25 protein-coding genes are annotated in these 25,859 nt (G+C 51.7%); 22 read left to right on the top strand and 3 right to left on the bottom strand.

Going from position 1 to position 25,859, the window contains the following annotated elements; translation table 11 throughout:
• Positions 1-8: 8 nt before the first annotated feature.
• Complete coding sequence (flgL, locus tag E0D98_RS02220; protein ID WP_001212781.1) at positions 9-962, top strand: flagellar hook-associated protein FlgL; 954 nt, start codon at positions 9-11, stop codon at positions 960-962.
• Positions 963-1,157: 195 nt separating this feature from the next.
• Here flgL and rne read toward each other — a convergent pair whose 3' ends face one another.
• A complete protein-coding gene (rne, locus tag E0D98_RS02215; protein ID WP_000827387.1) occupies positions 1,158-4,343 on the bottom strand; it encodes a ribonuclease E in 3,186 nt (1,061 codons plus the stop codon).
• Positions 4,344-4,915: 572 nt separating this feature from the next.
• Here rne and rluC point away from each other — a divergent pair.
• The gene (gene rluC, locus E0D98_RS02205; RefSeq protein WP_000846343.1) at positions 4,916-5,875 is read left to right on the top strand and encodes a 23S rRNA pseudouridine(955/2504/2580) synthase RluC; all 960 of its coding nucleotides are present in this window, start codon (positions 4,916-4,918) and stop codon (positions 5,873-5,875) included.
• A 111-nt stretch (positions 5,876-5,986) separates the two neighbouring features.
• Here the strand turns inward: rluC and yceF are convergent, their stop codons facing one another.
• The gene (gene yceF / locus E0D98_RS02200; RefSeq protein WP_001125202.1) at positions 5,987-6,571 is read right to left on the bottom strand and encodes a 7-methyl-GTP pyrophosphatase; all 585 of its coding nucleotides are present in this window, start codon (positions 6,569-6,571) and stop codon (positions 5,987-5,989) included.
• Between the two features lie 198 nt (positions 6,572-6,769).
• On the opposite strand from yceF, the gene yceD reads away from it, so the two are divergent.
• The 14 genes from yceD (at position 6,770) to ptsG (ending at position 19,278) form a co-directional block, all read left to right on the top strand.
• Entirely contained in the window at positions 6,770-7,291 is a 522-nt protein-coding gene (yceD, locus tag E0D98_RS02195; protein ID WP_001174481.1) for a 23S rRNA accumulation protein YceD, read from the top strand.
• 51 nt (positions 7,292-7,342) lie between these two features.
• A complete protein-coding gene (rpmF, locus tag E0D98_RS02190; protein WP_000290727.1) occupies positions 7,343-7,516 on the top strand; it encodes a 50S ribosomal protein L32 in 174 nt (57 codons plus the stop codon).
• 80 nt (positions 7,517-7,596) lie between these two features.
• Entirely contained in the window at positions 7,597-8,667 is a 1,071-nt protein-coding gene (gene plsX / locus E0D98_RS02185) for a phosphate acyltransferase PlsX (RefSeq protein WP_000197585.1), read from the top strand.
• A gap of 67 nt (positions 8,668-8,734) precedes the next feature.
• The gene (fabH, locus tag E0D98_RS02180) at positions 8,735-9,688 is read left to right on the top strand and encodes a beta-ketoacyl-ACP synthase III (protein ID WP_000288132.1); all 954 of its coding nucleotides are present in this window, start codon (positions 8,735-8,737) and stop codon (positions 9,686-9,688) included.
• A 15-nt stretch (positions 9,689-9,703) separates the two neighbouring features.
• A complete protein-coding gene (gene fabD, locus E0D98_RS02175) occupies positions 9,704-10,633 on the top strand; it encodes an ACP S-malonyltransferase (protein ID WP_000191372.1) in 930 nt (309 codons plus the stop codon).
• 12 nt (positions 10,634-10,645) lie between these two features.
• Positions 10,646-11,380, top strand: coding sequence for a 3-oxoacyl-ACP reductase FabG (fabG, locus tag E0D98_RS02170; protein WP_001008535.1), 735 nt, complete (start codon positions 10,646-10,648; stop codon positions 11,378-11,380).
• 210 nt (positions 11,381-11,590) lie between these two features.
• A complete protein-coding gene (gene acpP / locus E0D98_RS02165; protein WP_000103754.1) occupies positions 11,591-11,827 on the top strand; it encodes an acyl carrier protein in 237 nt (78 codons plus the stop codon).
• Positions 11,828-11,914: 87 nt separating this feature from the next.
• Complete coding sequence (fabF, locus tag E0D98_RS02160) at positions 11,915-13,156, top strand: beta-ketoacyl-ACP synthase II (protein ID WP_000044679.1); 1,242 nt, start codon at positions 11,915-11,917, stop codon at positions 13,154-13,156.
• Positions 13,157-13,275: 119 nt separating this feature from the next.
• Complete coding sequence (pabC, locus tag E0D98_RS02155) at positions 13,276-14,085, top strand: aminodeoxychorismate lyase (RefSeq protein ID WP_000478703.1); 810 nt, start codon at positions 13,276-13,278, stop codon at positions 14,083-14,085.
• Between the two features lie 2 nt (positions 14,086-14,087).
• Positions 14,088-15,110, top strand: a complete 1,023-nt coding sequence (gene yceG, locus E0D98_RS02150) for a cell division protein YceG (protein WP_097412134.1) — start codon at positions 14,088-14,090, stop codon at positions 15,108-15,110.
• Positions 15,100-15,741: a dTMP kinase gene (gene tmk / locus E0D98_RS02145; protein ID WP_001257000.1), complete on the top strand. Its 642-nt coding sequence runs from the start codon at positions 15,100-15,102 to the stop codon at positions 15,739-15,741. The genes yceG and tmk overlap by 11 nt, the downstream gene beginning before the upstream one ends.
• Entirely contained in the window at positions 15,738-16,742 is a 1,005-nt protein-coding gene (gene holB, locus E0D98_RS02140; protein ID WP_131890480.1) for a DNA polymerase III subunit delta', read from the top strand. The genes tmk and holB overlap by 4 nt, the downstream gene beginning before the upstream one ends.
• A 10-nt stretch (positions 16,743-16,752) precedes the next feature.
• Entirely contained in the window at positions 16,753-17,550 is a 798-nt protein-coding gene (locus E0D98_RS02135; protein WP_000480245.1) for a metal-dependent hydrolase, read from the top strand.
• A 294-nt stretch (positions 17,551-17,844) separates the two neighbouring features.
• Positions 17,845-19,278, top strand: a complete 1,434-nt coding sequence (ptsG, locus tag E0D98_RS02130) for a PTS glucose transporter subunit IIBC (RefSeq protein WP_000475719.1) — start codon at positions 17,845-17,847, stop codon at positions 19,276-19,278.
• Positions 19,279-19,337: 59 nt separating this feature from the next.
• On the opposite strand, the gene fhuE is transcribed toward ptsG, so the two are convergent.
• The gene (gene fhuE / locus E0D98_RS02125) at positions 19,338-21,527 is read right to left on the bottom strand and encodes a ferric-rhodotorulic acid/ferric-coprogen receptor FhuE (RefSeq protein ID WP_000953489.1); all 2,190 of its coding nucleotides are present in this window, start codon (positions 21,525-21,527) and stop codon (positions 19,338-19,340) included.
• A 333-nt stretch (positions 21,528-21,860) separates the two neighbouring features.
• Between fhuE and hinT the strand changes: the two genes are divergently transcribed.
• Genes hinT through ycfP form a run of 6 tightly spaced genes read left to right on the top strand, consistent with a single transcriptional unit; the run spans position 21,861 to position 25,661 of the window.
• On the top strand, positions 21,861-22,220 hold the full coding sequence (gene hinT, locus E0D98_RS02120) for a purine nucleoside phosphoramidase (RefSeq protein WP_000807125.1): 360 nt from the start codon (positions 21,861-21,863) through the stop codon (positions 22,218-22,220).
• Between the two features lie 2 nt (positions 22,221-22,222).
• The gene (locus E0D98_RS02115; RefSeq protein WP_001225281.1) at positions 22,223-22,600 is read left to right on the top strand and encodes a YcfL family protein; all 378 of its coding nucleotides are present in this window, start codon (positions 22,223-22,225) and stop codon (positions 22,598-22,600) included.
• A gap of 13 nt (positions 22,601-22,613) precedes the next feature.
• Positions 22,614-23,255, top strand: coding sequence for a penicillin-binding protein activator LpoB (gene lpoB, locus E0D98_RS02110; protein WP_000164439.1), 642 nt, complete (start codon positions 22,614-22,616; stop codon positions 23,253-23,255).
• Entirely contained in the window at positions 23,236-24,060 is an 825-nt protein-coding gene (gene thiK, locus E0D98_RS02105) for a thiamine kinase (RefSeq protein WP_001116556.1), read from the top strand. The genes lpoB and thiK overlap by 20 nt, the downstream gene beginning before the upstream one ends.
• Before the next feature lie 10 nt (positions 24,061-24,070).
• Complete coding sequence (gene nagZ, locus E0D98_RS02100) at positions 24,071-25,096, top strand: beta-N-acetylhexosaminidase (RefSeq protein WP_000529316.1); 1,026 nt, start codon at positions 24,071-24,073, stop codon at positions 25,094-25,096.
• A 22-nt stretch (positions 25,097-25,118) separates the two neighbouring features.
• Positions 25,119-25,661, top strand: coding sequence for an alpha/beta hydrolase YcfP (gene ycfP, locus E0D98_RS02095; RefSeq protein WP_000587930.1), 543 nt, complete (start codon positions 25,119-25,121; stop codon positions 25,659-25,661).
• Positions 25,662-25,859 lie beyond the last annotated feature (198 nt).

The following is a 25,859-nucleotide window of genomic DNA, read 5'->3' as shown; positions in this document are numbered from 1 at the left end:
GAGATAAAATGCGTTTCAGTACCCAGATGATGTACCAGCAAAACATGCGCGGCATCACCAATTCTCAGGCAGAATGGATGAAGTACGGCGAGCAGATGTCGACGGGTAAGCGAGTCGTTAACCCTTCAGACGATCCCATTGCTGCATCACAAGCTGTTGTTCTCTCCCAGGCACAGGCGCAAAACAGCCAGTACACGCTGGCGCGTACTTTCGCCACTCAAAAAGTGTCACTGGAAGAGAGTGTACTTAGCCAGGTCACCACTGCTATCCAGAATGCTCAGGAAAAAATTGTCTACGCCAGCAATGGCACCTTGAGTGACGATGACCGGGCCTCGCTGGCTACGGATATTCAGGGGCTTCGTGACCAGTTGCTGAATCTGGCGAACACCACTGACGGTAATGGGCGCTACATTTTTGCCGGTTATAAAACAGAGACTGCGCCGTTTAGCGAAGAGAAAGGGAAATACGTCGGTGGAGCAGAAAGTATTAAGCAACAGGTCGATGCTTCGCGTTCGATGGTGATAGGGCACACGGGTGACAAAATTTTCGACAGTATTACCAGCAACGCAGTTGCGGAGCCAGACGGTAGCGCTTCTGAAACCAATCTTTTTGCCATGCTGGATAGCGCCATCGCAGCCCTGAAAACGCCGGTCGCGGATAGCGAAGCGGATAAAGAAACCGCCGCTGCGGCGTTAGATAAAACCAACCGCGGACTGAAAAACTCGCTGAACAATGTCCTGACCGTTCGCGCGGAATTAGGCACGCAGCTGAACGAACTGGAGTCGCTGGATTCATTAGGTAGCGATCGCGCTTTAGGGCAAACGCAGCAGATGAGCGATCTGGTTGATGTGGACTGGAATGCAACTATTTCATCTTACATCATGCAGCAAACGGCATTGCAGGCATCGTATAAAGCATTTACCGATATGCAGGGATTGTCGCTCTTCCAGCTCAACAAATAAGCTCGCTTTAAAACATATCATGAAACTGGGTATGTTTTGTCTGCCTGCTCTGGGATCGCCGGGGCGGGCATTTTTTTTGCCTATTTTGCATTGTTGGTTAGCAAGGATACCATTTGATGAATTTTAATATGTTGATTCAAACATGAAATAAAAAAGCCCTGGCAGTTACCAGGGCTTGATTACTTGAGCTAATTATTACTCAACAGGTTGCGGACGTGCAGGAGCGGCAGAGGCATGATGCGTTGCCGTATGACCACCTGCGGCACCTTTGCCTTCGAAGGCAAAAGTAGGGCGCTGCCAGTCACTGTGACGCGGTGCCTCCGGAACATATTCCGGTGCTGGAGCGCGCGTCATTGGCGCGGTAGCGTGGTTATGCTCAACGGTGACCTCAGGTTCGACCGCAGCTACCGTTTCAACTTCTGCTGCGACTTCAGCGACTACTGGCGCGGCAGGTTGAGCAACAACTTCAGGTTCAGCAACTACAACCTCAGCAGTTTCGACAACTTCTTCAATATCTGCCGTCTCTTCCTGCGGTTCAACCACCGGTTCTGCTTGTTCTGCAACTTCCTGGGCTACGGCAACATCAGACTCGGTAATCACCTGCGGCTGTTCAGTTACCGCGGCAGCGATCACTTCAGGATGCGTCGTTTCAACCACTTCCGGTTGCGGTTCGGCAACCTGAACGGGGGCTTCTACGACACCGGCCACTTCTTCAACAACTGGCGCGCTAACAACCGGTTCGATAGCGGCGGCGACAGGGACCTCAGTCACCATCGGCTGCACTTGTACTTCTTCCTGTTCGCGCTGCTCTTCAACCTGTACATCTTGCGGACGTACAATTGGATAGCGGATCCAGACTTTGCCAGAGGCCAGTTCCGGAGACGCGCACGCTACGGTCAACGGCATTGGCGACTGGGTTGGATAACGCTCGTCACGATAGCGACGACGACGCTGACCACTTACGCGCAGGTGACGAGGCGAGCGGCGAGAACGACGCGGCATGCCACCGTTGTCACGGTTATCAGCATTGTTCTCTTCTTGCTGTTCTGGTGCAGTTTGCGCTACGACTGGCAGCGGGACTTTCACCAGTTCTGTGCGTGGAGCTGGCGCTTCCTGAACAATTGGTTCGGCAGCGACAGTTTCTTCAACCACCGGTGCGACTACCGCTTCTTCGGCTACGCTTTGCTCGTAACGCACTTTCTGATTGAGCTGACGCTGTTTACGACGCGGCTGAACCGGACGTACACGTTCTTCCTGTTCGGTTTCCTGAACAGATTGCTCTTCAACATTCAGCGCCTTCGCTTCTTGTTGCGCCTGACGTTTATCATCATTACGGCGGCGGCTACGTTCACGACGCGGCGCTTGCTGCTCGTCGGTGGTACGCGCTTTTTCCGTTACCTCAGCTTGCTGACGGCTCTCACGCGTCTCGGCAGTCTGCTGCTGTGCCTGGCGACGATTACGACGGTTTTCTTCGCGATTATCGCTGCCTTCAGTACGTTCACTACGGGTGTCGCGGCGCTCATTACGGTCACGGCGGTTGTTCTGACGAGGCTTGCGACGATCCTGTTGACGTTCCGGTTTCGCTTCTGCTTTCGGTGCTGGTTGCTCGGTCGGTTTGGTTTCTTCACTACCGCTGAACAGCGCTTTCAGTGCGCCGAAGAAGCGGCTCAACAGCCCTGGTTGTGCAGGAGTTGCTGGTGTTGCCGGTGCAGCTTTCGGTGCTGGGGCTACAACAGGCGCGGCAGGTTCAGCTGGCGTTGGCGCTGGCGGCACATCCGGCATGGCAAAGGTTGCCAGCGCAGGTTGTTCCGGACGCTTACGTTCAGCGAACTCTTCTTCAGACGGCAGCGCCATCGCTTCTTCATGCAGCTTCGGCAGCATGTAGCTTAAGGTTGGGGTTTCTTCCCCTTTACGCACGCGCAGCACGTGGTAGTGCGGGGTTTCCATCTGATCGTTTGGCACAATTACACAGCGCACACCGTCCTGACGAGTTTCAATGGCATTTACCGCAGAACGTTTTTCATTCAGCAGGTAAGAAGCGATTGGCACAGGAACAATGGCGTGAACTTCCTGGGTGTTCTCTTTCAGCGCTTCTTCTTCGATCAGACGCAGAATAGAGAGCGACAGCGATTCGTTGTCACGCACGGTGCCAGTACCAGAACAACGCGGACAAACGTGATGACTGGATTCACCCAGTGATGGGCTAAGGCGCTGACGGGACATTTCCAGCAGGCCAAAGCGAGAAATATGGCTGATTTGAATACGCGCACGGTCCTGACGCACCGCTTCACGCAGACGGTTTTCTACCGCACGCTGGTGGCGTACAGGCGTCATGTCGATGAAGTCGATAACAATCAGGCCGCCGAGGTCACGCAGGCGCAGCTGACGAGCAATCTCATCGGCAGCTTCGAGGTTGGTGTTAAACGCGGTTTCTTCGATATCGCCGCCGCGGGTCGCGCGTGCGGAGTTGATGTCGATGGCCGTTAACGCTTCGGTGCTGTCGATAACAATGGAACCACCGGATGGCAGACGGACTTCACGCTGGAAGGCGGACTCGATCTGCGACTCGATCTGGTAGTGGCTGAACAGCGGGATCTCGCCGGTGTATAGTTTGATTTTGCTGCTGAAATCCGGGCGACCTAATGCAGCGATATGCTGACGTGCCAGTTCGAGCACTTTCGGGTTATCGATAAGGATTTCGCCGATGTCCTGACGTAAGTAATCGCGGAATGCGCGAACGATTACGTTGCTCTCCTGATGAATCAGGAACGGGGCCGGGCGGCTTTCAGCGGCTTTTTTGATGGCTTCCCAGTGTTTCAGACGGAAGCTTAAATCCCATTGCAGCGCCTCAGCAGATTTGCCGACGCCAGCGGTGCGCACGATAAGCCCCATGCCTTCCGGCAGTTCAAGGCTTGCCAGTGCTTCTTTTAATTCGGTACGGTCGTCGCCTTCGATACGGCGAGAAATGCCACCCGCGCGCGGGTTGTTCGGCATCAGAACCAGATAGCTACCCGCCAGACTGATAAAGGTGGTTAATGCCGCGCCTTTGTTGCCGCGCTCTTCTTTATCGATCTGAACAATGACTTCCTGACCTTCACGCAACACATCTTTAATGTTGGGACGACCATGAGCACTGTAGTTAGCAGGGAAATATTCGCGGGCAATTTCTTTTAGTGGGAGGAAACCGTGACGTTCAGCGCCGTAATCAACAAAAGCAGCTTCCAGACTCGGTTCAATGCGGGTGATTTTACCTTTGTAGATGTTTGCCTTTTTCTGCTCGTGCCCTGGACTTTCGATATCCAGGTCATACAGACGCTGCCCATCTACAAGGGCAACGCGCAACTCTTCCTGCTGAGTTGCGTTGATTAACATTCTTTTCATCGTAACTTACTCATTATTCTTACATTGACGACTAAGCTGCGGGCAAAGTAACGCCTTTCCGGGTGTGAACCGATGGCCTCGTGTCTAGTCGCGTCGCCAACCTCACGGTTATCGTCAGCTCAAAGAGGCGCAGAGTGTCGGTTGCCCGTTTTTCATGCGGAAAAACAGCGCAATTATCAAAGAAACAGACTGGGTATTACTCTCCAGAAATATTTCCATCTACCGGTAAGGACTGCAACCCGCAGCCCGCTAACTGCCTGAAAGATCAATACGTCTTACGCCATTGCTGCGTGGATGATCGGTCGGGCAAAATGGGTTATTCCGTAAAATTTCTTGTTTTAACAAGGATGGACACGGAAACGGCCTCATTATTCCACTGCAAGCCTTGTTATAGCAAGATGACTTTTACCATTTATCACCCGCTTACTCACAGTTTTTTCACTTCTTGCTGGTGATTGGTTTAATAACCATCAATAAAGTGATCACGTAGTGAAGTAATAAGGTGTAAAACTAAATATAAGCATAGAAAAATGAGTGGCGCGAATCCTGTTGGCTAATTAGAATCGCCCACCATGAAAACAGAGACTCCATCCGTAAAAATTGTTGCTATCACCGCTGACGAAGCGGGGCAACGTATCGATAACTTTTTGCGTACCCAATTGAAAGGCGTACCAAAAAGTATGATTTACCGTATTTTGCGTAAAGGTGAAGTGCGGGTGAACAAAAAACGTATTAAGCCTGAATATAAACTCGAAGCGGGTGATGAGGTGCGTATCCCACCGGTTCGCGTTGCTGAGCGGGAAGAAGAGGCGGTTTCGCCACATCTGCAAAAGGTGGCGGCGCTGGCGGACGTCATCTTATATGAAGATGATCATATCCTGGTGCTGAATAAACCTTCCGGTACGGCGGTACATGGCGGCAGTGGTTTAAGCTTCGGCGTTATCGAAGGTTTGCGGGCGTTGCGCCCGGAAGCGCGGTTCCTTGAACTGGTTCATCGTCTCGACCGGGACACTTCAGGTGTGTTGCTGGTAGCGAAAAAACGCTCGGCGTTGCGTTCTCTGCATGAGCAATTACGTGAAAAAGGAATGCAAAAAGATTACCTGGCGCTGGTGCGCGGTCAGTGGCAGTCGCATGTGAAGAGCGTTCAAGCGCCGTTATTGAAAAATATTCTGCAAAGCGGCGAACGTATCGTGCGTGTCAGTCAGGAAGGCAAACCGTCGGAAACACGCTTTAAAGTGGAAGAACGCTATGCATTTGCCACCCTGGTGCGTTGTAGCCCGGTAACCGGACGTACTCATCAGATCCGTGTGCATACACAGTATGCGGGTCATCCGATTGCCTTTGACGATCGCTACGGTGACCGTGAATTTGACAGACAGCTCACTGAAGCAGGCACGGGATTAAATCGTCTGTTCCTGCACGCCGCAGCGTTGAAGTTTACCCATCCGGGGACCGGTGAGGTGATGCGCATCGAAGCGCCGATGGATGAAGGTTTGAAGCGTTGTTTGCAAAAGCTGCGTAACGCGCGCTAATACAAGCATATAAGCCTGATAATGGGCGGTTGGCCTGATAAGGCGTTTACGCCGCATCAGGCCGCCAGCACCGATTGCCGGATGCGACGTAACCGCATCCGGCGCAAAAAACTATCCCATCAGCGGATTTTTCCCTTCCCGACGTAACATCTGACACAGCGCAATTAGCGGTAAACCAACCAGTGTGTTAGGGTCGCGCCCCTCTAAACGCTCAAACAGCGTAATGCCAAATCCTTCACTCTTAAAGCTACCCGCGCAGTGCAGGGGATGCTCCTTACGCACGTAATTATCAATCTCCGCCTCGCTCAGGTGACGGAAATGGACGTCAAAAGGCTCCACTTCTGTTTGCAGATGCCCATTCGCCGAATTAAACAACGCCAGTCCAGTATAGAAGGTGACGATATTGCCGCTGGCTTTGCGTAATTGCAGACGGGCATTTTCTTCCGTTAACGGTTTTCCGGTGATTTCGCCATCAAGAACACATACCTGGTCTGAACCAATAATTAAATGATCCGGATAACGTGACGCCAGAGATTGTGCTTTTTCTTGTGCCAGTCGAAGCACCAACTGTCGCGGTGATTCGTCGCTGCGTGGGGTTTCGTCGACCTCTGGTGCTGCACATTCAAAAGAGATTTGCAGTTTTTCCAGAAGAGCGCGACGCCATGGCGAGGTGGAGGCTAAAATAAGTTTAGGCATATTTTTTTCCATCAGATATAGCGTATTGATGATAGCCATTTTAAACTATGCGCTTCGTTTTGCAGGTTGATGTTCGTTATCAGCACTGAACGAAAATAAAGCAGTAACCCGCAATGTGTGCGAATTATTGGCAAAAGGCAACCACAGGCTGCCTTTTTCTTTGACTCTATGACGTTACAAAGTTAATATGCGCGCCCTATGCAAAAGGTAAAATTACCCCTGACTCTCGATCCGGTTCGTACGGCTCAAAAACGCCTTGATTACCAGGGTATCTATACCCCTGATCAGGTTGAGCGCGTCGCCGAATCCGTAGTCAGTGTGGACAGTGATGTGGAATGCTCCATGTCGTTCGCTATCGATAACCAACGTCTCGCAGTGTTAAACGGCGATGCGAAGGTGACGGTAACGCTCGAGTGTCAGCGTTGCGGGAAGCCGTTTACTCATCAGGTCTACACAACGTATTGTTTTAGTCCTGTGCGTTCAGACGAACAGGCTGAAGCACTGCCGGAAGCGTATGAACCGATTGAGGTTAACGAATTCGGTGAAATCGATCTGCTTGCAATGGTTGAAGATGAAATCATCCTCGCCTTGCCGGTAGTTCCGGTGCATGATTCTGAACACTGTGAAGTGTCCGAAGCGGACATGGTCTTTGGTGAACTGCCTGAAGAAGCGCAAAAGCCAAACCCATTTGCCGTATTAGCCAGCTTAAAGCGTAAGTAATTGGTGCTCCCCGTTGGATCGGGGATAAACCGTAATTGAGGAGTAAGGTCCATGGCCGTACAACAGAATAAACCAACCCGTTCCAAACGTGGCATGCGTCGTTCCCATGACGCGCTGACCGCAGTCACCAGCCTGTCTGTAGACAAAACTTCTGGTGAAAAACACCTGCGTCACCACATCACTGCCGACGGTTACTACCGCGGCCGCAAGGTCATCGCTAAGTAATCACGCGTCTGCGTGATGAAGCTTAGTGAGGATTTTCCCCAGGCAACTGGGGAAAGACCAAACCGGGCGGCGACGATACCTTGACACGTCTAACCCTGGCGTTAGATGTCATGGGAGGGGATTTTGGCCCTTCCGTGACAGTGCCTGCAGCATTGCAGGCACTGAATTCTAATTCGCAACTCACTCTTCTTTTAGTCGGCAATCCCGACGCCATCACGCCATTACTTGCTAAAGCTGACTTTGAACAACGTTCGCGTCTGCAGATTATTCCTGCGCAGTCAGTTATCGCCAGTGATGTCCGGCCTTCGCAAGCTATCCGCGCCAGTCGTGGGAGTTCAATGCGCGTGGCCCTGGAGTTGGTGAAAGAAGGTCGAGCGCAAGCCTGTGTCAGTGCCGGTAATACCGGGGCACTGATGGGGCTGGCAAAATTATTACTCAAGCCCCTGGAGGGGATTGAGCGTCCGGCGCTGGTGACGGTATTGCCGCATCAGCAAAAGGGCAAAACGGTGGTTCTCGATTTAGGGGCCAACGTCGATTGTGACAGCACAATGTTGGTGCAATTTGCCATTATGGGCTCAGTCCTGGCTGAAGAGGTGGTGGAAATTCCCAATCCTCGCGTGGCGTTGCTCAATATTGGTGAAGAAGAAGTAAAGGGTCTCGACAGTATTCGGGATGCCTCAGCGGTGCTTAAAACAATCCCTTCTATCAATTATATCGGCTATCTTGAAGCCAATGAGTTGTTAACTGGCAAGACAGATGTGCTGGTTTGTGACGGCTTTACAGGAAATGTCACGTTAAAGACGATGGAAGGTGTTGTCAGGATGTTCCTTTCTCTGCTGAAATCTCAGGGTGAAGGGAAAAAACGGTCGTGGTGGCTACTGTTATTAAAGCGTTGGCTACAAAAGAGCCTGACGAGGCGATTCAGTCACCTCAACCCCGACCAGTATAACGGCGCCTGTCTGTTAGGATTGCGCGGCACGGTGATAAAAAGTCATGGTGCAGCCAATCAGCGAGCTTTTGCGGTCGCGATTGAACAGGCAGTGCAGGCGGTGCAGCGACAAGTTCCTCAGCGAATTGCCGCTCGCCTGGAATCTGTATACCCAGCTGGTTTTGAGCTGCTGGACGGTGGCAAAAGCGGAACTCTGCGGTAGCAGGACGCTGCCAGCGAACTCGCAGTTTGCAAGTGACGGTATATAACCGAAAAGTGACTGAGCGTACATGTATACGAAGATTATTGGTACTGGCAGCTATCTGCCCGAACAAGTGCGGACAAACGCCGATTTGGAAAAAATGGTGGACACCTCTGACGAGTGGATTGTCACTCGTACCGGTATCCGCGAACGCCACATTGCCGCGCCAAACGAAACCGTTTCAACCATGGGCTTTGAAGCGGCGACACGCGCAATTGAGATGGCGGGCATTGAGAAAGACCAGATTGGCCTGATCGTTGTGGCAACGACTTCTGCTACGCACGCTTTCCCGAGCGCAGCTTGTCAGATTCAAAGCATGCTGGGCATTAAAGGTTGCCCGGCATTTGACGTTGCAGCAGCCTGCGCAGGTTTCACCTATGCATTAAGCGTAGCCGATCAATACGTGAAATCTGGGGCGGTGAAGTATGCTCTGGTCGTCGGTTCCGATGTACTGGCGCGCACCTGCGATCCAACCGATCGTGGGACTATTATTATTTTTGGCGATGGCGCGGGCGCTGCGGTGCTGGCTGCCTCTGAAGAGCCGGGAATCATCTCCACCCATCTGCATGCCGACGGTAGCTATGGTGAGTTGCTGACGCTGCCTAATGCTGACCGTGTGAATCCAGAGAATTCAATTCATCTGACGATGGCGGGCAACGAAGTCTTCAAGGTTGCGGTAACGGAACTGGCGCACATCGTTGATGAGACGCTGGCGGCAAATAATCTTGACCGTTCTCAACTGGACTGGCTGGTTCCGCATCAGGCTAACCTGCGTATTATCAGTGCAACGGCGAAAAAACTCGGTATGTCTATGGACAATGTCGTGGTGACGCTGGATCGCCACGGTAATACCTCTGCGGCCTCTGTCCCGTGCGCGCTGGATGAAGCTGTACGCGACGGGCGCATTAAGCCGGGGCAGTTGGTTCTGCTTGAAGCCTTTGGCGGTGGATTCACCTGGGGCTCCGCGCTGGTTCGTTTCTAGGATAAGGATTAAAACATGACGCAATTTGCATTTGTGTTCCCTGGACAGGGTTCTCAAACCGTTGGAATGCTGGCTGATATGGCGGCGAGCTATCCAATTGTCGAAGAAACGTTTGCTGAAGCTTCTGCGGCGCTGGGCTACGACCTGTGGGCGCTGACCCAGCAGGGGCCAGCTGAAGAACTGAATAAAACCTGGCAAACCCAGCCAGCGCTGTTGACTGCATCTGTTGCGCTGTATCGCGTATGGCAGCAGCAGGGCGGTAAAGCACCGGCAATGATGGCCGGTCACAGCCTGGGGGAATACTCCGCGCTGGTTTGCGCTGGCGTGATTGATTTCGCTGATGCGGTGCGTCTGGTTGAGATGCGCGGTAAGTTCATGCAAGAAGCCGTACCGGAAGGCACTGGCGCTATGGCGGCAATCATCGGTCTGGATGATGCGTCTATTGCGAAAGCGTGTGAAGAAGCTGCAGAAGGTCAGGTCGTTTCTCCGGTAAACTTTAACTCTCCGGGACAGGTGGTTATTGCCGGTCATAAAGAAGCGGTTGAGCGTGCTGGCGCTGCCTGTAAAGCTGCGGGCGCAAAACGCGCGCTGCCGTTACCAGTGAGCGTACCGTCTCACTGTGCGCTGATGAAACCAGCAGCCGACAAACTGGCAGTAGAATTAGCGAAAATCACCTTTAACGCACCAACAGTTCCTGTTGTGAATAACGTTGATGTGAAATGCGAAACCAATGGTGATGCCATTCGTGACGCACTGGTACGTCAGTTGTATAACCCGGTTCAGTGGACGAAGTCTGTTGAGTACATGGCAGCGCAAGGCGTAGAACATCTCTATGAAGTCGGCCCGGGCAAAGTGCTAACTGGCCTGACGAAACGCATTGTCGACACCCTGACCGCCTCGGCGCTGAACGAACCTTCAGCGATGGCAGCGGCGCTCGAGCTTTAAAAGAGGAAAATCATGAATTTTGAAGGAAAAATCGCACTGGTAACCGGTGCAAGCCGCGGAATTGGCCGCGCAATTGCTGAAACGCTCGCAGCCCGTGGCGCGAAAGTTATTGGCACTGCGACCAGTGAAAATGGCGCTCAGGCGATCAGTGATTATTTAGGTGCTAACGGCAAAGGTCTGATGTTGAATGTGACCGACCCGGCATCTATCGAATCTGTTCTGGAAAAAATTCGCGCAGAATTTGGTGAAGTGGATATCCTGGTCAATAATGCCGGTATCACTCGTGATAACCTGTTAATGCGAATGAAAGATGAAGAGTGGAACGATATTATCGAAACCAACCTTTCATCTGTTTTCCGTCTGTCAAAAGCGGTAATGCGCGCTATGATGAAAAAGCGTCATGGTCGTATTATCACTATCGGTTCTGTGGTTGGTACCATGGGAAATGGCGGTCAGGCCAACTACGCTGCGGCGAAAGCGGGCTTGATCGGCTTCAGTAAATCACTGGCGCGCGAAGTTGCGTCACGCGGTATTACTGTAAACGTTGTTGCTCCGGGCTTTATTGAAACGGACATGACACGTGCGCTGAGCGATGACCAGCGTGCGGGTATCCTGGCGCAGGTTCCTGCGGGTCGCCTCGGCGGCGCACAGGAAATCGCCAACGCGGTTGCATTCCTGGCATCCGACGAAGCAGCTTACATCACGGGTGAAACTTTGCATGTGAACGGCGGGATGTACATGGTCTGACCGCGATTTGCACAAAATGCTCATGTTGCGCGCAGTCTGCGTGGTTATGAGTAATAATTAGTGCAAAATGATTTGCGTTATTGGGGGGTAAGGCCTCAAAATAACGTAAAATCGTGGTAAGACCTGCCGGGATTTAGTTGCAAATTTTTCAACATTTTATACACTACGAAAACCATCGCGAAAGCGAGTTTTGATAGGAAATTTAAGAGTATGAGCACTATCGAAGAACGCGTTAAGAAAATTATCGGCGAACAGCTGGGCGTTAAGCAGGAAGAAGTTACCAACAATGCTTCTTTCGTTGAAGACCTGGGCGCGGATTCTCTTGACACCGTTGAGCTGGTAATGGCTCTGGAAGAAGAGTTTGATACTGAGATTCCGGACGAAGAAGCTGAGAAAATCACCACCGTTCAGGCTGCCATTGATTACATCAACGGCCACCAGGCGTAAGTGAACATCTCCAGGCGGTCGTTCGACCGCCTGAGTTTTATCTTTTTGTCCCACTAGAATCATTTTTTCCCTCCCTGGAGGACAAACGTGTCTAAGCGTCGTGTAGTTGTGACCGGACTGGGCATGTTGTCTCCTGTCGGCAATACCGTAGAGTCTACCTGGAAAGCTCTGCTTGCCGGTCAGAGTGGCATCAGCCTAATCGACCATTTCGATACTAGCGCCTATGCAACGAAATTTGCTGGCTTAGTAAAGGATTTTAACTGTGAGGACATTATCTCGCGCAAAGAACAGCGCAAGATGGATGCCTTCATTCAATATGGAATTGTCGCTGGCGTTCAGGCCATGCAGGATTCTGGCCTTGAAATAACGGAAGAGAACGCAACCCGCATTGGTGCCGCAATTGGCTCCGGGATTGGCGGCCTCGGACTGATCGAAGAAAACCACACATCTCTGATGAACGGTGGTCCACGTAAGATCAGCCCATTCTTCGTTCCGTCAACGATTGTGAACATGGTGGCAGGTCATCTGACTATCATGTATGGCCTGCGTGGCCCAAGCATCTCTATCGCGACCGCCTGTACTTCCGGCGTGCACAACATTGGTCATGCTGCGCGTATTATCGCGTATGGCGATGCTGACGTGATGGTTGCAGGTGGCGCAGAGAAAGCCAGTACGCCGCTGGGCGTTGGTGGTTTTGGCGCGGCACGTGCATTATCTACCCGCAATGATAACCCGCAAGCGGCGAGCCGCCCGTGGGATAAAGAGCGTGATGGCTTCGTACTGGGCGATGGTGCCGGTATGCTGGTACTAGAAGAGTACGAACACGCGAAAAAACGCGGTGCGAAAATTTACGCTGAACTCGTCGGCTTTGGTATGAGCAGCGATGCTTATCATATGACGTCACCGCCAGAAAATGGCGCAGGCGCAGCTCTGGCAATGGCAAATGCTCTGCGTGATGCAGGCATTGAAGCGAGTCAGATTGGCTACGTTAACGCGCACGGTACTTCTACGCCGGCTGGCGATAAAGCTGAAGCGCAGGCGGTGAAAACCATCTTCGGTGAAGCTGCAAGCCGTGTGTTGGTAAGCTCCACGAAATCTATGACCGGTCACCTGTTAGGTGCGGCGGGTGCAGTAGAATCTATCTACTCCATCCTGGCGCTGCGCGATCAGGCTGTTCCGCCAACCATCAACCTGGATAACCCGGATGAAGGTTGCGATCTGGATTTCGTACCGCATGAAGCACGTCAGGTCAGCGGAATGGAATACACGCTGTGTAACTCCTTCGGCTTCGGTGGCACTAATGGTTCTTTGATCTTTAAAAAGATCTAAGTTGTCATTTTCCACCCATATAAAAGGTCCGCTTGCGGGCCTTTTTTCTTAGCTTTTATTCCGACTTGTTCCGTAGTGAACATGCTGCCACACTAACAATTCTCTGATAAGGAGCCGGTATGTTCTTAATTAACGGTTATAAGCAGGAATCGCTGGCAGTAAGCGATCGGGCAACGCAGTTTGGTGATGGTTGTTTTACCACCGCCAGAGTTATCGACGGTAAAGTCAGTTTGTTATCGGCGCATATCCAGCGACTACAGGATGCTTGTCAGCGGTTGATGATTTTCTGTGACTTCTGGCCTCAGCTTGAACAAGAGATGAAAACGCTGGCAGCAGAACAGCAAAATGGTGTGCTGAAAGTCGTGATCAGTCGCGGTAGTGGCGGGCGAGGGTACAGCACATTGAACAGTGGACCGGCAACGCGGATTCTCTCCGTTACGGTTTATCCTGCACATTACGACCGTTTGCGTAACGAAGGGATGACGTTGGCGCTAAGCCCGGTGCGGCTGGGGCGCAATCCTCATCTTGCAGGTATTAAACATCTTAATCGGCTTGAGCAAGTATTGATCCGCTCTCATCTTGAGCAGACAAACGCTGATGAGGCGCTGGTCCTTGACAGCGAAGGGTGGGTTACGGAATGCTGTGCGGCTAATTTGTTCTGGCGGAAGGGCAATGTAGTTTATACGCCGCGACTGGATCAGGCAGGTGTTAACGGCATTATGCGACAATTCTGTATCCGTTTGCTGGCACAATCCTCTTATCAGCTTGTCGAAGTGCAAGCCTCTCTGGAAGAGGCGTTGCAGGCAGATGAGATGGTTATTTGTAATGCGTTAATGCCAGTGATGCCCGTACGTGCCTGTGGCGATGTCTCCTTTTCGTCAGCAACGTTATATGAATATTTAGCCCCACTTTGTGAGCGCCCGAATTAGTCATGAAAAAAGTGTTATTGATTATCTTGTTATTGCTGGTGGTACTGGGTATCGCCGCTGGTGTGGGCGTCTGGAAGGTTCGCCATCTTGCCGACAGCAAATTGCTTATCAAAGAAGAGACGATATTTACCCTGAAGCCAGGGACCGGACGTCTGGCGCTCGGTGAACAGCTTTATGCCGATAAGATCATCAATCGTCCACGGGTTTTTCAATGGCTGCTGCGTATCGAACCGGATCTTTCTCACTTTAAAGCCGGGACTTACCGCTTTACACCGCAGATGACCGTGTGCGAGATGCTGAAGTTGCTGGAAAGCGGTAAAGAAGCACAGTTCCCTCTGCGACTGGTAGAAGGGATGCGTCTGAGCGATTACCTCAAGCAATTGCGTGAGGCCCCGTATATCAAGCATACGCTGAGCGACGATAAGTACGCCACCGTAGCGCAGGCACTTGAACTGGAAAACCCGGAGTGGATTGAAGGTTGGTTCTGGCCAGACACCTGGATGTATACCGCCAATACCACCGATGTCGCGTTACTCAAGCGAGCGCACAAGAAAATGGTGAAAGCGGTCGATAGCGCCTGGGAAGGGCGTGCGGACGGTCTGCCTTATAAAGATAAAAATCAGCTGGTGACGATGGCATCAATTATCGAAAAAGAAACCGCCGTTGCCAGTGAACGCGATCAGGTTGCCTCGGTATTTATCAACCGTTTACGCATTGGTATGCGCCTGCAGACCGACCCAACCGTGATTTACGGGATGGGAGAGCGTTATAATGGCAAACTTTCTCGTGCAGACCTGGAAACGCCGACAGCGTATAACACCTATACCATTACCGGTTTGCCGCCGGGTGCGATAGCTACGCCGGGGGCGGATTCGCTGAAGGCTGCTGCGCATCCGGCAAAAACGCCGTATCTCTATTTTGTGGCCGATGGTAAAGGTGGTCACACGTTTAATACCAATCTTGCCAGCCATAACAAGTCTGTGCAGGATTATCTGAAAGTGCTTAAGGAAAAAAATGCGCAGTAAGTATATCGTCATTGAGGGGCTGGAAGGCGCAGGCAAAACTACCGCGCGTAATGTGGTGGTTGAGACGCTTGAGCAACTGGGTATCCGCGACATGGTTTTCACTCGGGAACCTGGCGGTACGCAACTTGCCGAAAAGTTAAGAAGCCTGGTGCTGGATATCAAATCGGTAGGCGATGAAGTCATTACCGATAAAGCCGAAGTTCTGATGTTTTATGCCGCGCGCGTTCAACTGGTAGAAACGGTCATCAAACCAGCTCTGGCTAACGGCACCTGGGTGATTGGCGATCGCCACGATCTCTCCACTCAGGCGTATCAGGGCGGAGGACGTGGTATTGACCAACATATGCTGGCAACACTGCGTGATGCTGTTCTCGGGGATTTTCGCCCCGACTTAACGCTCTATCTCGATGTTACCCCGGAAGTTGGCTTAAAACGCGCGCGTGCGCGCGGCGAGCTGGATCGTATTGAGCAAGAGTCTTTCGATTTCTTTAATCGCACCCGCGCCCGCTATCTGGAACTGGCTGCACAAGATAAAAGTATTCATACCATTGATGCCACCCAGCCGCTGGAGGCCGTGATGGATGCAATCCGCACTACCGTGACCCACTGGGTTAAGGAGTTGGACGCATGAGATGGTATCCATGGTTACGACCTGATTTCGAAAAACTGGTAGCCAGCTATCAGGCCGGAAGAGGTCACCATGCGCTACTCATTCAGGCGTTACCGGGCATGGGCGATGATGCTTTAATCTACGCCCTGAGCCGTTATTTACTCTGCCAACAACCGCAGGGCCACAAAAGTTGCGGTCACTGTCGTGGATGTCAGTTGATGCAGGCTGGCACGCATCCCGATTACTACACCCTGGCTCCCGAAAAAGGGAAAAATATGCTGGGCATTGATGCGGTACGTGAGGTCACCGAAAAGCTGAATGAGCACGCACGCCTAGGTGGTGCGAAAGTTGTCTGGGTAACCGATGCTGCCTTACTAACCGACGCCGCGGCTAACGCATTGCTGAAAACGCTTGAAGAGCCACCAGCAGAAACCTGGTTTTTCCTGGCTACCCGCGAGCCTGAACGTTTACTGGCAACATTACGTAGTCGTTGTCGGTTACATTACCTTGCGCCGCCGCCGGAACAGTACGCCGTGACCTGGCTTTCACGCGAAGTGACAATGTCACAGGATGCATTACTTGCCGCATTGCGCTTAAGCGCCGGTTCGCCTGGCGCGGCACTGGCGTTGTTTCAGGGAGATAACTGGCAGGCTCGTGAAACATTGTGTCAGGCGTTGGCATATAGCGTGCCATCGGGCGACTGGTATTCGCTGCTAGCGGCCCTTAATCATGAACAAGCTCCGGCGCGTTTACACTGGCTGGCAACGTTGCTGATGGATGCGCTAAAAGGCCATCATGGTGCTGCGCAGGTGACCAATGTTGATGTGCCGGGCCTGGTCGCCGAACTGGCAAACCATCTTTCTCCCTCGCGCCTGCAGGCTATACTGGGGGATGTTTGCCACATTCGTGAACAGTTAATGTCTGTTACAGGCATCAACCGCGAGCTTCTCATCACCGATCTTTTACTGCGTATTGAGCATTACCTGCAACCGGGCGTTGTGCTACCGGTTCCTCATCTTTAAGAGAGACATCATGTTTTTAGTCGACTCACACTGCCATCTCGATGGTCTGGATTATGAATCTTTGCATAAGGACGTGGATGACGTTCTGGCGAAAGCCGCCGCACGCGATGTGAAATTTTGTCTGGCAGTCGCCACAACGTTACCGGGTTATTTACACATGCGGGATCTGGTAGGCGAACGTGACAACGTCGTATTTTCTTGTGGCGTGCATCCACTCAACCAGAATGATCCCTACGATGTAGAAGATTTACGCCGTCTGGCGGCAGAAGAGGGTGTGGTTGCGCTGGGTGAAACTGGGCTGGATTATTATTACACGCCGGAAACTAAAGTACGTCAGCAAGAGTCCTTCATCCATCATATCCAGATTGGTCGTGAACTGAACAAGCCGGTTATCGTCCATACCCGTGACGCCCGCGCCGATACGCTGGCAATTCTGCGCGAAGAAAAAGTGACGGATTGCGGTGGCGTACTACACTGTTTTACAGAGGACAGAGAAACGGCGGGTAAATTACTGGATCTCGGATTTTACATCTCCTTTTCCGGCATTGTGACCTTCCGTAATGCGGAGCAACTGCGCGATGCTGCGCGTTATGTCCCCCTGGATCGATTACTGGTGGAAACTGACTCACCTTACCTTGCGCCGGTACCGCATCGAGGAAAAGAGAATCAACCTGCGATGGTTCGTGACGTTGCAGAATACATGGCTGTGTTGAAAGGTGTTGCCGTTGAAGAACTGGCGCAGGTAACCACCGATAACTTCGCCCGTCTGTTTCACATCGACGCTTCCCGCCTTCAATCCATCCGTTGAATGAGTTTTTTTAAAGCTCGTAATTAATGGCTAAAACGAGTAAAGTTCACCGCCGAAAATTGGGCGGTGAATAACCGCGTTTGAAATATTGTGACATATGTTTTGTCAAAATGTGCAACTTCTCCAATGATCTGAAGTTGAAACGTGATAGCCGTCAAACAAATTGGCACTGAATTATTTTACTCTGTGTAATAAATAAAGGGCGCTTAGATGCCCTGTACACGGCGAGGCTCTCCCCCCTTGCCACGCGTGAGAACGTAAAAAAAGCACCCATACTCAGGAGCACTCTCAATTATGTTTAAGAATGCATTTGCTAACCTGCAAAAGGTCGGTAAATCGCTGATGCTGCCGGTATCCGTACTGCCTATCGCAGGTATTCTGCTGGGCGTCGGTTCCGCGAATTTCAGCTGGCTGCCCGCCGTTGTATCGCATGTTATGGCAGAAGCAGGCGGTTCCGTCTTTGCAAACATGCCACTGATTTTTGCGATCGGTGTCGCCCTCGGCTTTACCAATAACGATGGCGTATCCGCGCTGGCCGCAGTTGTTGCCTATGGCATCATGGTTAAAACCATGGCCGTGGTTGCGCCACTGGTACTGCATTTACCTGCTGAAGAAATCGCCTCTAAACACCTGGCGGATACTGGCGTACTCGGAGGGATTATCTCCGGTGCGATCGCAGCGTACATGTTTAACCGTTTCTACCGTATTAAGCTGCCTGAGTATCTTGGCTTCTTTGCCGGTAAACGCTTTGTGCCGATCATTTCTGGCCTGGCTGCCATCTTTACTGGCGTTGTGCTGTCCTTCATTTGGCCGCCGATTGGTTCTGCAATCCAGACCTTCTCTCAGTGGGCTGCTTACCAGAACCCGGTAGTTGCGTTTGGCATTTACGGTTTCATCGAACGTTGCCTGGTACCGTTTGGTCTGCACCACATCTGGAACGTACCTTTCCAGATGCAGATTGGTGAATACACCAACGCAGCAGGTCAGGTTTTCCACGGCGACATTCCGCGTTATATGGCGGGTGACCCGACTGCGGGTAAACTGTCTGGTGGCTTCCTGTTCAAAATGTACGGTCTGCCAGCTGCCGCAATTGCTATCTGGCACTCTGCTAAACCAGAAAACCGCGCGAAAGTGGGCGGTATTATGATTTCCGCGGCGCTGACCTCGTTCCTGACCGGTATCACCGAGCCGATCGAGTTCTCCTTCATGTTCGTTGCGCCGATCCTGTACATCATCCACGCGATTCTGGCAGGCCTGGCATTCCCAATCTGTATTCTTCTGGGGATGCGTGACGGTACGTCGTTCTCGCACGGTCTGATCGACTTCATCGTTCTGTCTGGTAACAGCAGCAAACTGTGGCTGTTCCCGATCGTCGGTATCGGTTATGCGATTGTTTACTACACCATCTTCCGCGTGCTGATTAAAGCACTGGATCTGAAAACGCCGGGTCGTGAAGACGCGACTGAAGATGCAAAAGCGACAGGTACCAGCGAAATGGCACCGGCTCTGGTTGCTGCATTTGGTGGTAAAGAAAACATTACTAACCTCGACGCATGTATTACCCGTCTGCGCGTCAGCGTTGCTGATGTGTCTAAAGTGGATCAGGCCGGCCTGAAGAAACTGGGCGCAGCGGGCGTAGTGGTTGCTGGTTCTGGTGTTCAGGCGATTTTCGGTACTAAATCCGATAACCTGAAAACCGAGATGGATGAGTACATCCGTAACCACTAATCCGTAAGACGTTGGGGAGACTAAGGCAGCCAGATGGCTGCCTTTTTTACAGGTGTTATTCAGAATTGATACGTGCTGGTAATGCTGAAATTACGCGGTGTGCCGTAGACGATAGAACCTTCCACGTTGGTATCGTAGGTTTTGTCGAACAGGTTATTGACGTTCCCCTGTAACGAGAAGTTTTTCGTCACCTGGTAGCGGGTGAAGAGATCCACCAGCGCGTAGCTACCTTGCTCGGCGCGGAAGGTGCCATACGGTGTCACGGTGTCGGTATACACGCGATTTTGCCAGTTAACACCACCGCCGACTGTCAACTCTGGCATGACAGGCAACCGATAGCTGGTGAACATTTTAACCGTGGTGCGTGGCAGATTAGGATTAACGGCGTTTCCTTCGTTATCCTCTGCAATATAGCGCGTTGCGCCAAATGTCAGCTGCCAGTTGTCGGTAATTGCGCCGTTGAGTTCAAATTCCACCCCTTTACTGACTGTCCCATCCACCGCTTTATAGGCGGTTTCGCCGTTGCTGCCGGGGATAGGTGTACCGGTGGACTGAGCGACATTATCCTGCTCAATACGGAAGATGGCTAATGTGGTGGTCAGACGGCTATTCATCCAGTCCGATTTCAGACCCAGCTCGTAGTTGTTACCGGTGATTGGAGCCAGATATTTGCCTGAACTGTCACGATCATTTTGCGGCTGGAAAATAGAGGTATAGCTGGCGTAGGTCGACCAGTTGTCATTGATGTCAAACACCAGACCAGCGTAAGGCGTGGTGTGGTTTTTCTCCATGCTGTAAGTCAGCGTATCAACCCGCCAGTTGGTATAACGTGCGCCGAGGATCAGATGCAGCGGATCGGCAAGGGTGACACGAGTGGCAGCATATAACGATTTCATATGTGTGGTATCGTCCTGCGCCAGGCTCTGTGGTGACCAGTCGGTTTGTGGGAAATTGCCATTAAAGTTGTAGAAACTGCCAATTTCATCCGGGAAGATGTTGGCCCATGAACTGAAGTAACGATTGTTTTGTTTGCTGTAACTGCCACCAAACATTAGATTGTGCTGACGACCAAACAATTCATAACTACCGTCAGCGAACAAATCCAGCGCATCAACTTTACGTTTGCCACTGTTCCAACCGGTGCCGCCGACATAATCAAAGCCAGGTCCATAATTACTGTATGGCCCAACCAGCATACCATCCGCTTTGTTTACATAGGCATCGACATACATCATTTTGCTGTCAAATTCGACTTCAGAGTGGGTGGCATTCAGCGTCGCTTGCCAGGTATCAGCAAACCGCTGCTTCAGGGTCATAAAGACCTTGTTGATCTCTTTATCGTTGTACGCCCAGTCAGGTGCGGTACTGCGTGCACGATCGTAACTGTTGCTGCTGCCATCAGTATTCCAGCGCGGTAAACCGCCCCAGGTAGGGCTATTAACATCAATGCGCTGATATTCGTAACCGGCTGAAAGCGTCGTAAGATCGCCTAAATCAGCATCGACAATGCCGGAGAAGAAGGTCTTTTCACTGTTGTAGCGGTCCAGCCATGAGTCGTTATTCTGGTAGCCGCCGACAATTCGCGCGCGGATTTTACCGTCTTCGGTGAGTGGGCTTTGTAAATCCGCCACATACCGTTCTTTGTTCCAGCTACCGTATTCCGCCGAGACATCGCCTTTAAATTCACGACTGGTCGCGTGTTTTCGAACCATATTAATTGCCGCAGATGGATTACCCGTCCCGGTCATGAGTCCTGTCGCGCCACGCACTACTTCTACGCGTTCAAAGAGTGCCATATCAGAAAGTGCGTCGCCCAGATTCCAGCGCGATTCAAAATAGGTGGGGATACCATCAACCATATAGTTATCGATCTGGAATCCGCGGGAATAATAAAGAGCACGATCGGAATCCGCCTGACTTTTGCTGATCCCCAGCGTGTTTTCCATCACTTCGCCCAGCGTTTGTAACTGCTGATCTTCCATCCGCTGCTGGCTAACAATAGTGACCGACTGAGGAATATCACGTTGAGTCATCTGCATTTTGGTACCCGCAGAGGTAGACGTTACGCTGTAATCATTTTCGCCATCATCTGGAGCTGTGGCTGAACCCTCAACAATCACCGTTTCTTCAGTGGCTGGTGCAGCAAAAGCGGCAGAAGGTAATAGTGCCAGTGCTATGCAACCGGCAAGTAGTGATGGTTTGGTGCTGGCTTGATATTGATTATCCCTGTTAAATTGTGTTGAAAGCATTTGAAATCTCTTGGTTTATGTTGTCGTCAGGCTCATGCCGGAGGAGGGTGATGAGCGGTTATATTTAGTGTGCGAATAATTTTGCATGTAAATGCAAATGAGAAATATACGCATTCATATTTGACGTGTAAACCAAACAGAGAATGTCTTTTCAGCGCATTCGCAGGCAGAAATGGGAATAATGGCGATATATACGGCAGCAAAACGATTTTTTGCTTAAGAAATCGTGAGTTAAGGTTGAAAGAGCAGGTTTAACTCGACCATACTCTATACTCGCAGTGTGGCGCGGCGTAGCATGGCGCAACGCATGGCTATTTGAAAAAGGAAAATGTCGTGGCAGAAGAAACTATATTCAGCAAAATTATTCGTCGTGAGATCCCCTCCGATATCGTCTACCAGGATGATCTGGTAACGGCGTTTCGCGATATTTCGCCGCAAGCGCCAACGCATATTCTGATCATTCCGAATATCCTCATTCCGACTGTGAACGACGTCTCAGCTGAGCATGAGCAGGCGCTGGGACGCATGATCACCGTAGCGGCAAAAATTGCTGAGCAAGAAGGTATTGCCGAAGATGGCTATCGTCTGATCATGAATACCAACCGCCATGGCGGACAAGAGGTTTACCACATCCATATGCACTTGTTGGGTGGCCGTCCGCTGGGACCAATGCTGGCACATAAAGGTCTGTAACGATGAGAAAAGGATGCTTTGGGCTGGTGTCTCTGGCGTTGTTACTGCTGGTGGGCTGTCGTTCACATCCGGAAATTCCGGTGAATGATGAGCAATCGCTGGTGATGGAGTCATCTTTATTGGCTGCGGGCATCAGTGCAGAAAAGCCCGTCCTTTCGACGTCTGATATTCAACCTTCAGCATCCTCAACGCTTTATAACGAAAGGCAAGAACCCGTTACCGTTCATTATCGTTTTTACTGGTATGACGCCAGAGGGCTGGAGATGCATCCTCTGGAAAGGCCACGCAGCGTTACCATTCCCGCACATTCGGCGGTAACGCTGTACGGCAGCGCCAATTTTCTGGGGGCGCACAAAGTCAGACTTTATCTATATTTGTAAGGGGTGAATCTTGATGACAAAAATGAGTCGCTACGCCTTGATTACCGCGCTGGCGATGTTTCTCGCCGGGTGTGTGGGGCAACGTGAACCTGCACCGGTAGAAGAAGTGAAACCAGCGCCGGAACAACCAGCCGAGCCACAACAGCCTGTCCCCACAGTGCCCTCGGTGCCGACGATCCCGCAGCAGCCAGGCCCAATTGAGCACGAAGATCAAACGGCACCGCCTGCGCCGCATATTCGCCATTATGACTGGAATGGCGCAATGCAGCCGATGGTCAGTAAGATGCTTGGGGCTGACGGGGTGACTGCGGGTAGCGTCCTGCTGGTTGATAGCGTTAACAACCGTACTAACGGTTCGCTGAATGCCGCAGAAGCGACCGAAACGCTGCGAAATGCGCTGGCTAATAACGGGAAATTTACCCTGGTTTCCGCCCAGCAGCTGTCGATGGCTAAGCAACAGTTAGGTTTGTCGCCGCAGGACAGTTTAGGTACCCGTAGTAAAGCCATAGGCATTGCCCGCAATGTCGGCGCTCATTACGTGCTGTACTCCAGCGCCTCTGGCAACGTTAACGCTCCGACCCTACAAATGCAGCTGATGCTGGTGCAGACGGGCGAAATTATCTGGTCAGGTAAAGGTGCCGTTTCGCAGCAATAATCCCATCATGCGCGACGAATTGCTGTCGCGCTTTTTCCCGCAGTTTCATCCCGTCACGACGTTTAATAGTGGGCTTAGTGGCGGGAGTTTTCTCATTGAACATCAGGGCCAGCGTTTTGTTGTGCGTCAGCCGCACGATCCTGATGCGCCGCAGTCCGCGTTCTTGCGCCAGTATCGGGCTTTATCACAACTACCCGCAAGCATTGCACCGAAGCCGCATTTATATCTCCGTGACTGGATGGTAGTCGACTATCTGCCCGGCGAGGTAAAAACGTATTTGCCGGATACCAACGAACTGGCAGGCTTGCTGTATTATCTACATCAACAACCACGTTTTGGCTGGCGAATAACGCTGTTGCCGTTACTGGAACTGTACTGGCAGCAAAGCGATCCGGCGCGGCGGACAGTGGGTTGGCTGCGAATGTTAAAACGTCTGCGCAAAGCGCGGGAACCACGGCCTTTACGCTTAAGTCCATTGCATATGGATGTCCACGCCGGAAATTTAGTGCATAGCGCGTCAGGGTTAAAACTCATCGACTGGGAGTATGCCGGAGATGGTGATATCGCGCTGGAACTGGCGGCAGTGTGGGTGGAAAATACTGAACAGCACCGGCAATTGGTCAATGACTATGCCACTCGCGCGAAGATTTATCCGGCGCAATTATGGCGTCAGGTCAGGCGATGGTTTCCCTGGCTGCTGATGCTCAAAGCAGGGTGGTTTGAGTACCGCTGGCGACAAACCGGCGATCAACAATTTATCAGGCTGGCCGATGACACCTGGCGGCAGCTATTAATAAAACAATAAGGAGAGCAGTGTGGGTCCAGTAATGTTGGATGTCGAAGGTTACGAACTGGACGCGGAAGAGCGTGAAATACTTGCGCATCCGCTGGTGGGAGGGCTGATTCTCTTTACGCGTAACTATCATGATCCTGCCCAGTTGCGTGAACTGGTGCGCCAGATCCGCGCAGCTTCGCGCAATCATCTGGTGGTGGCGGTAGATCAGGAAGGTGGACGCGTGCAGCGTTTTCGTGAAGGTTTTACCCGCTTGCCAGCGGCGCAATCATTCGCTGCGCTGTCAGGAATGGAAGAGGGCGGCAAACTGGCGCAAGAGGCGGGTTGGCTGATGGCCAGCGAAATGATCGCTATGGATATTGATATCAGCTTTGCGCCAGTGCTGGATGTCGGGCATATCAGCGCGGCGATTGGCGAGCGTTCTTATCATGCCGATCCACAAAAAGCCCTGGCAATTGCCAGCCGGTTTATTGATGGTATGCATGAAGCCGGAATGAAAACGACCGGGAAACACTTCCCAGGACACGGTGCAGTAACGGCAGACTCACACAAAGAAACACCGTGCGATCCACGTCCACAAGCGGAGATTCGCGCTAAAGATATGTCGGTCTTCAGTTCCTTAATCCGCGAAAATAAACTCGACGCCATTATGCCTGCGCATGTGATCTACAGTGATGTTGATCCGCGTCCGGCGAGCGGTTCTCCCTACTGGCTGAAAACCGTTTTGCGTCAGGAACTGGGTTTTGACGGCGTGATTTTCTCTGACGATTTATCGATGGAAGGTGCCGCGATTATGGGCAGTTATGCCGAACGCGGGCAGGCATCACTGGATGCGGGTTGCGATATGATCCTGGTCTGCAATAATCGTAAAGGGGCCGTCAGCGTGTTAGATAATCTGTCACCGATCAAGGCAGAACGTGTTACACGTTTGTATCATAAAGGTTCATTTTCGCGACAGGAACTGATGGACTCGGCTCGCTGGAAAGCGATCAGCACCCGTCTGAATCAGTTACACGAACGCTGGCAGGAAGAGAAAGCAGGTCACTAACCCTGGCTTATGTGAGGAAGCGATGATTATCTATTTACACGGTTTTGACTCTAACAGTCCGGGTAACCACGAGAAAGTCTTACAATTGCAGTTTATTGACCCGGATGTACGCTTGATAAGCTACAGTACGCGGCATCCGAAACATGATATGCAGCATCTGCTCAAAGAAGTGGACAAAATGTTGCAACTGAACGTTGACGAGCGTCCGCTAATTTGCGGCGTTGGCCTGGGCGGATACTGGGCGGAACGGATTGGTTTTCTTTGCGACATCCGCCAGGTGATCTTCAACCCTAATTTGTTCCCTTATGAGAACATGGAAGGCAAGATTGATCGCCCGGAAGAGTATGCCGATATTGCCACTAAGTGTGTGACCAACTTCCGTGAGAAGAATCGCGATCGTTGCCTGGTGATTTTGTCGCGTAATGATGAAGCGCTTAACAGCCAGCGGACATCTGAAGAGCTGCATCATTATTACGAGATTGTCTGGGACGAAGAGCAGTCGCACAAATTCAAGAATATCTCCCCGCATTTGCAGCGCATTAAAGCGTTCAAAACCCTCGGGTAAATGCCCTCGTCGCATCAGGTAACCTTGCCGGTACCTGATGCACTCCGGATTCTGTGGGTCGGATAAGGCGTTTACGCCGCATCCGACAGTCGAGCATCAATGCCTGATGCGATGCTGCGCATCTTATCAGGACGACCAAACGCCCTCGATATACGCTTCACCCTATATTACTCTTCCGAATATGCTCAAATAATAAAC

This window comes from Escherichia sp. KCJ4928, assembly GCF_004352695.1.
Lineage (GTDB): Bacteria > Pseudomonadota > Gammaproteobacteria > Enterobacterales > Enterobacteriaceae > ECMA0423.
This window is presented reverse-complemented; position numbering and strand designations above follow the sequence as displayed.

What these genes read in the sequence shown, in the direction of transcription:
- flgL (WP_001212781.1), top strand. Translation starts at nt 9, where the DNA reads ATGCGTTTCAGTACCCAGATGATGTACCAGCAAAACATGCGCGGCATC.
- rne (WP_000827387.1), bottom strand. Translation starts at nt 4,343, where the DNA reads ATGAAAAGAATGTTAATCAACGCAACTCAGCAGGAAGAGTTGCGCGTT.
- rluC (WP_000846343.1), top strand. Translation starts at nt 4,916, where the DNA reads ATGAAAACAGAGACTCCATCCGTAAAAATTGTTGCTATCACCGCTGAC.
- yceF (WP_001125202.1), bottom strand. Translation starts at nt 6,571, where the DNA reads ATGCCTAAACTTATTTTAGCCTCCACCTCGCCATGGCGTCGCGCTCTT.
- yceD (WP_001174481.1), top strand. Translation starts at nt 6,770, where the DNA reads ATGCAAAAGGTAAAATTACCCCTGACTCTCGATCCGGTTCGTACGGCT.
- rpmF (WP_000290727.1), top strand. Translation starts at nt 7,343, where the DNA reads ATGGCCGTACAACAGAATAAACCAACCCGTTCCAAACGTGGCATGCGT.
- fabH (WP_000288132.1), top strand. Translation starts at nt 8,735, where the DNA reads ATGTATACGAAGATTATTGGTACTGGCAGCTATCTGCCCGAACAAGTG.
- fabD (WP_000191372.1), top strand. Translation starts at nt 9,704, where the DNA reads ATGACGCAATTTGCATTTGTGTTCCCTGGACAGGGTTCTCAAACCGTT.
- fabG (WP_001008535.1), top strand. Translation starts at nt 10,646, where the DNA reads ATGAATTTTGAAGGAAAAATCGCACTGGTAACCGGTGCAAGCCGCGGA.
- acpP (WP_000103754.1), top strand. Translation starts at nt 11,591, where the DNA reads ATGAGCACTATCGAAGAACGCGTTAAGAAAATTATCGGCGAACAGCTG.
- pabC (WP_000478703.1), top strand. Translation starts at nt 13,276, where the DNA reads ATGTTCTTAATTAACGGTTATAAGCAGGAATCGCTGGCAGTAAGCGAT.
- yceG (WP_097412134.1), top strand. Translation starts at nt 14,088, where the DNA reads ATGAAAAAAGTGTTATTGATTATCTTGTTATTGCTGGTGGTACTGGGT.
- tmk (WP_001257000.1), top strand. Translation starts at nt 15,100, where the DNA reads ATGCGCAGTAAGTATATCGTCATTGAGGGGCTGGAAGGCGCAGGCAAA.
- holB (WP_131890480.1), top strand. Translation starts at nt 15,738, where the DNA reads ATGAGATGGTATCCATGGTTACGACCTGATTTCGAAAAACTGGTAGCC.
- E0D98_RS02135 (WP_000480245.1), top strand. Translation starts at nt 16,753, where the DNA reads ATGTTTTTAGTCGACTCACACTGCCATCTCGATGGTCTGGATTATGAA.
- ptsG (WP_000475719.1), top strand. Translation starts at nt 17,845, where the DNA reads ATGTTTAAGAATGCATTTGCTAACCTGCAAAAGGTCGGTAAATCGCTG.
- fhuE (WP_000953489.1), bottom strand. Translation starts at nt 21,527, where the DNA reads ATGCTTTCAACACAATTTAACAGGGATAATCAATATCAAGCCAGCACC.
- E0D98_RS02115 (WP_001225281.1), top strand. Translation starts at nt 22,223, where the DNA reads ATGAGAAAAGGATGCTTTGGGCTGGTGTCTCTGGCGTTGTTACTGCTG.
- lpoB (WP_000164439.1), top strand. Translation starts at nt 22,614, where the DNA reads ATGACAAAAATGAGTCGCTACGCCTTGATTACCGCGCTGGCGATGTTT.
- ycfP (WP_000587930.1), top strand. Translation starts at nt 25,119, where the DNA reads ATGATTATCTATTTACACGGTTTTGACTCTAACAGTCCGGGTAACCAC.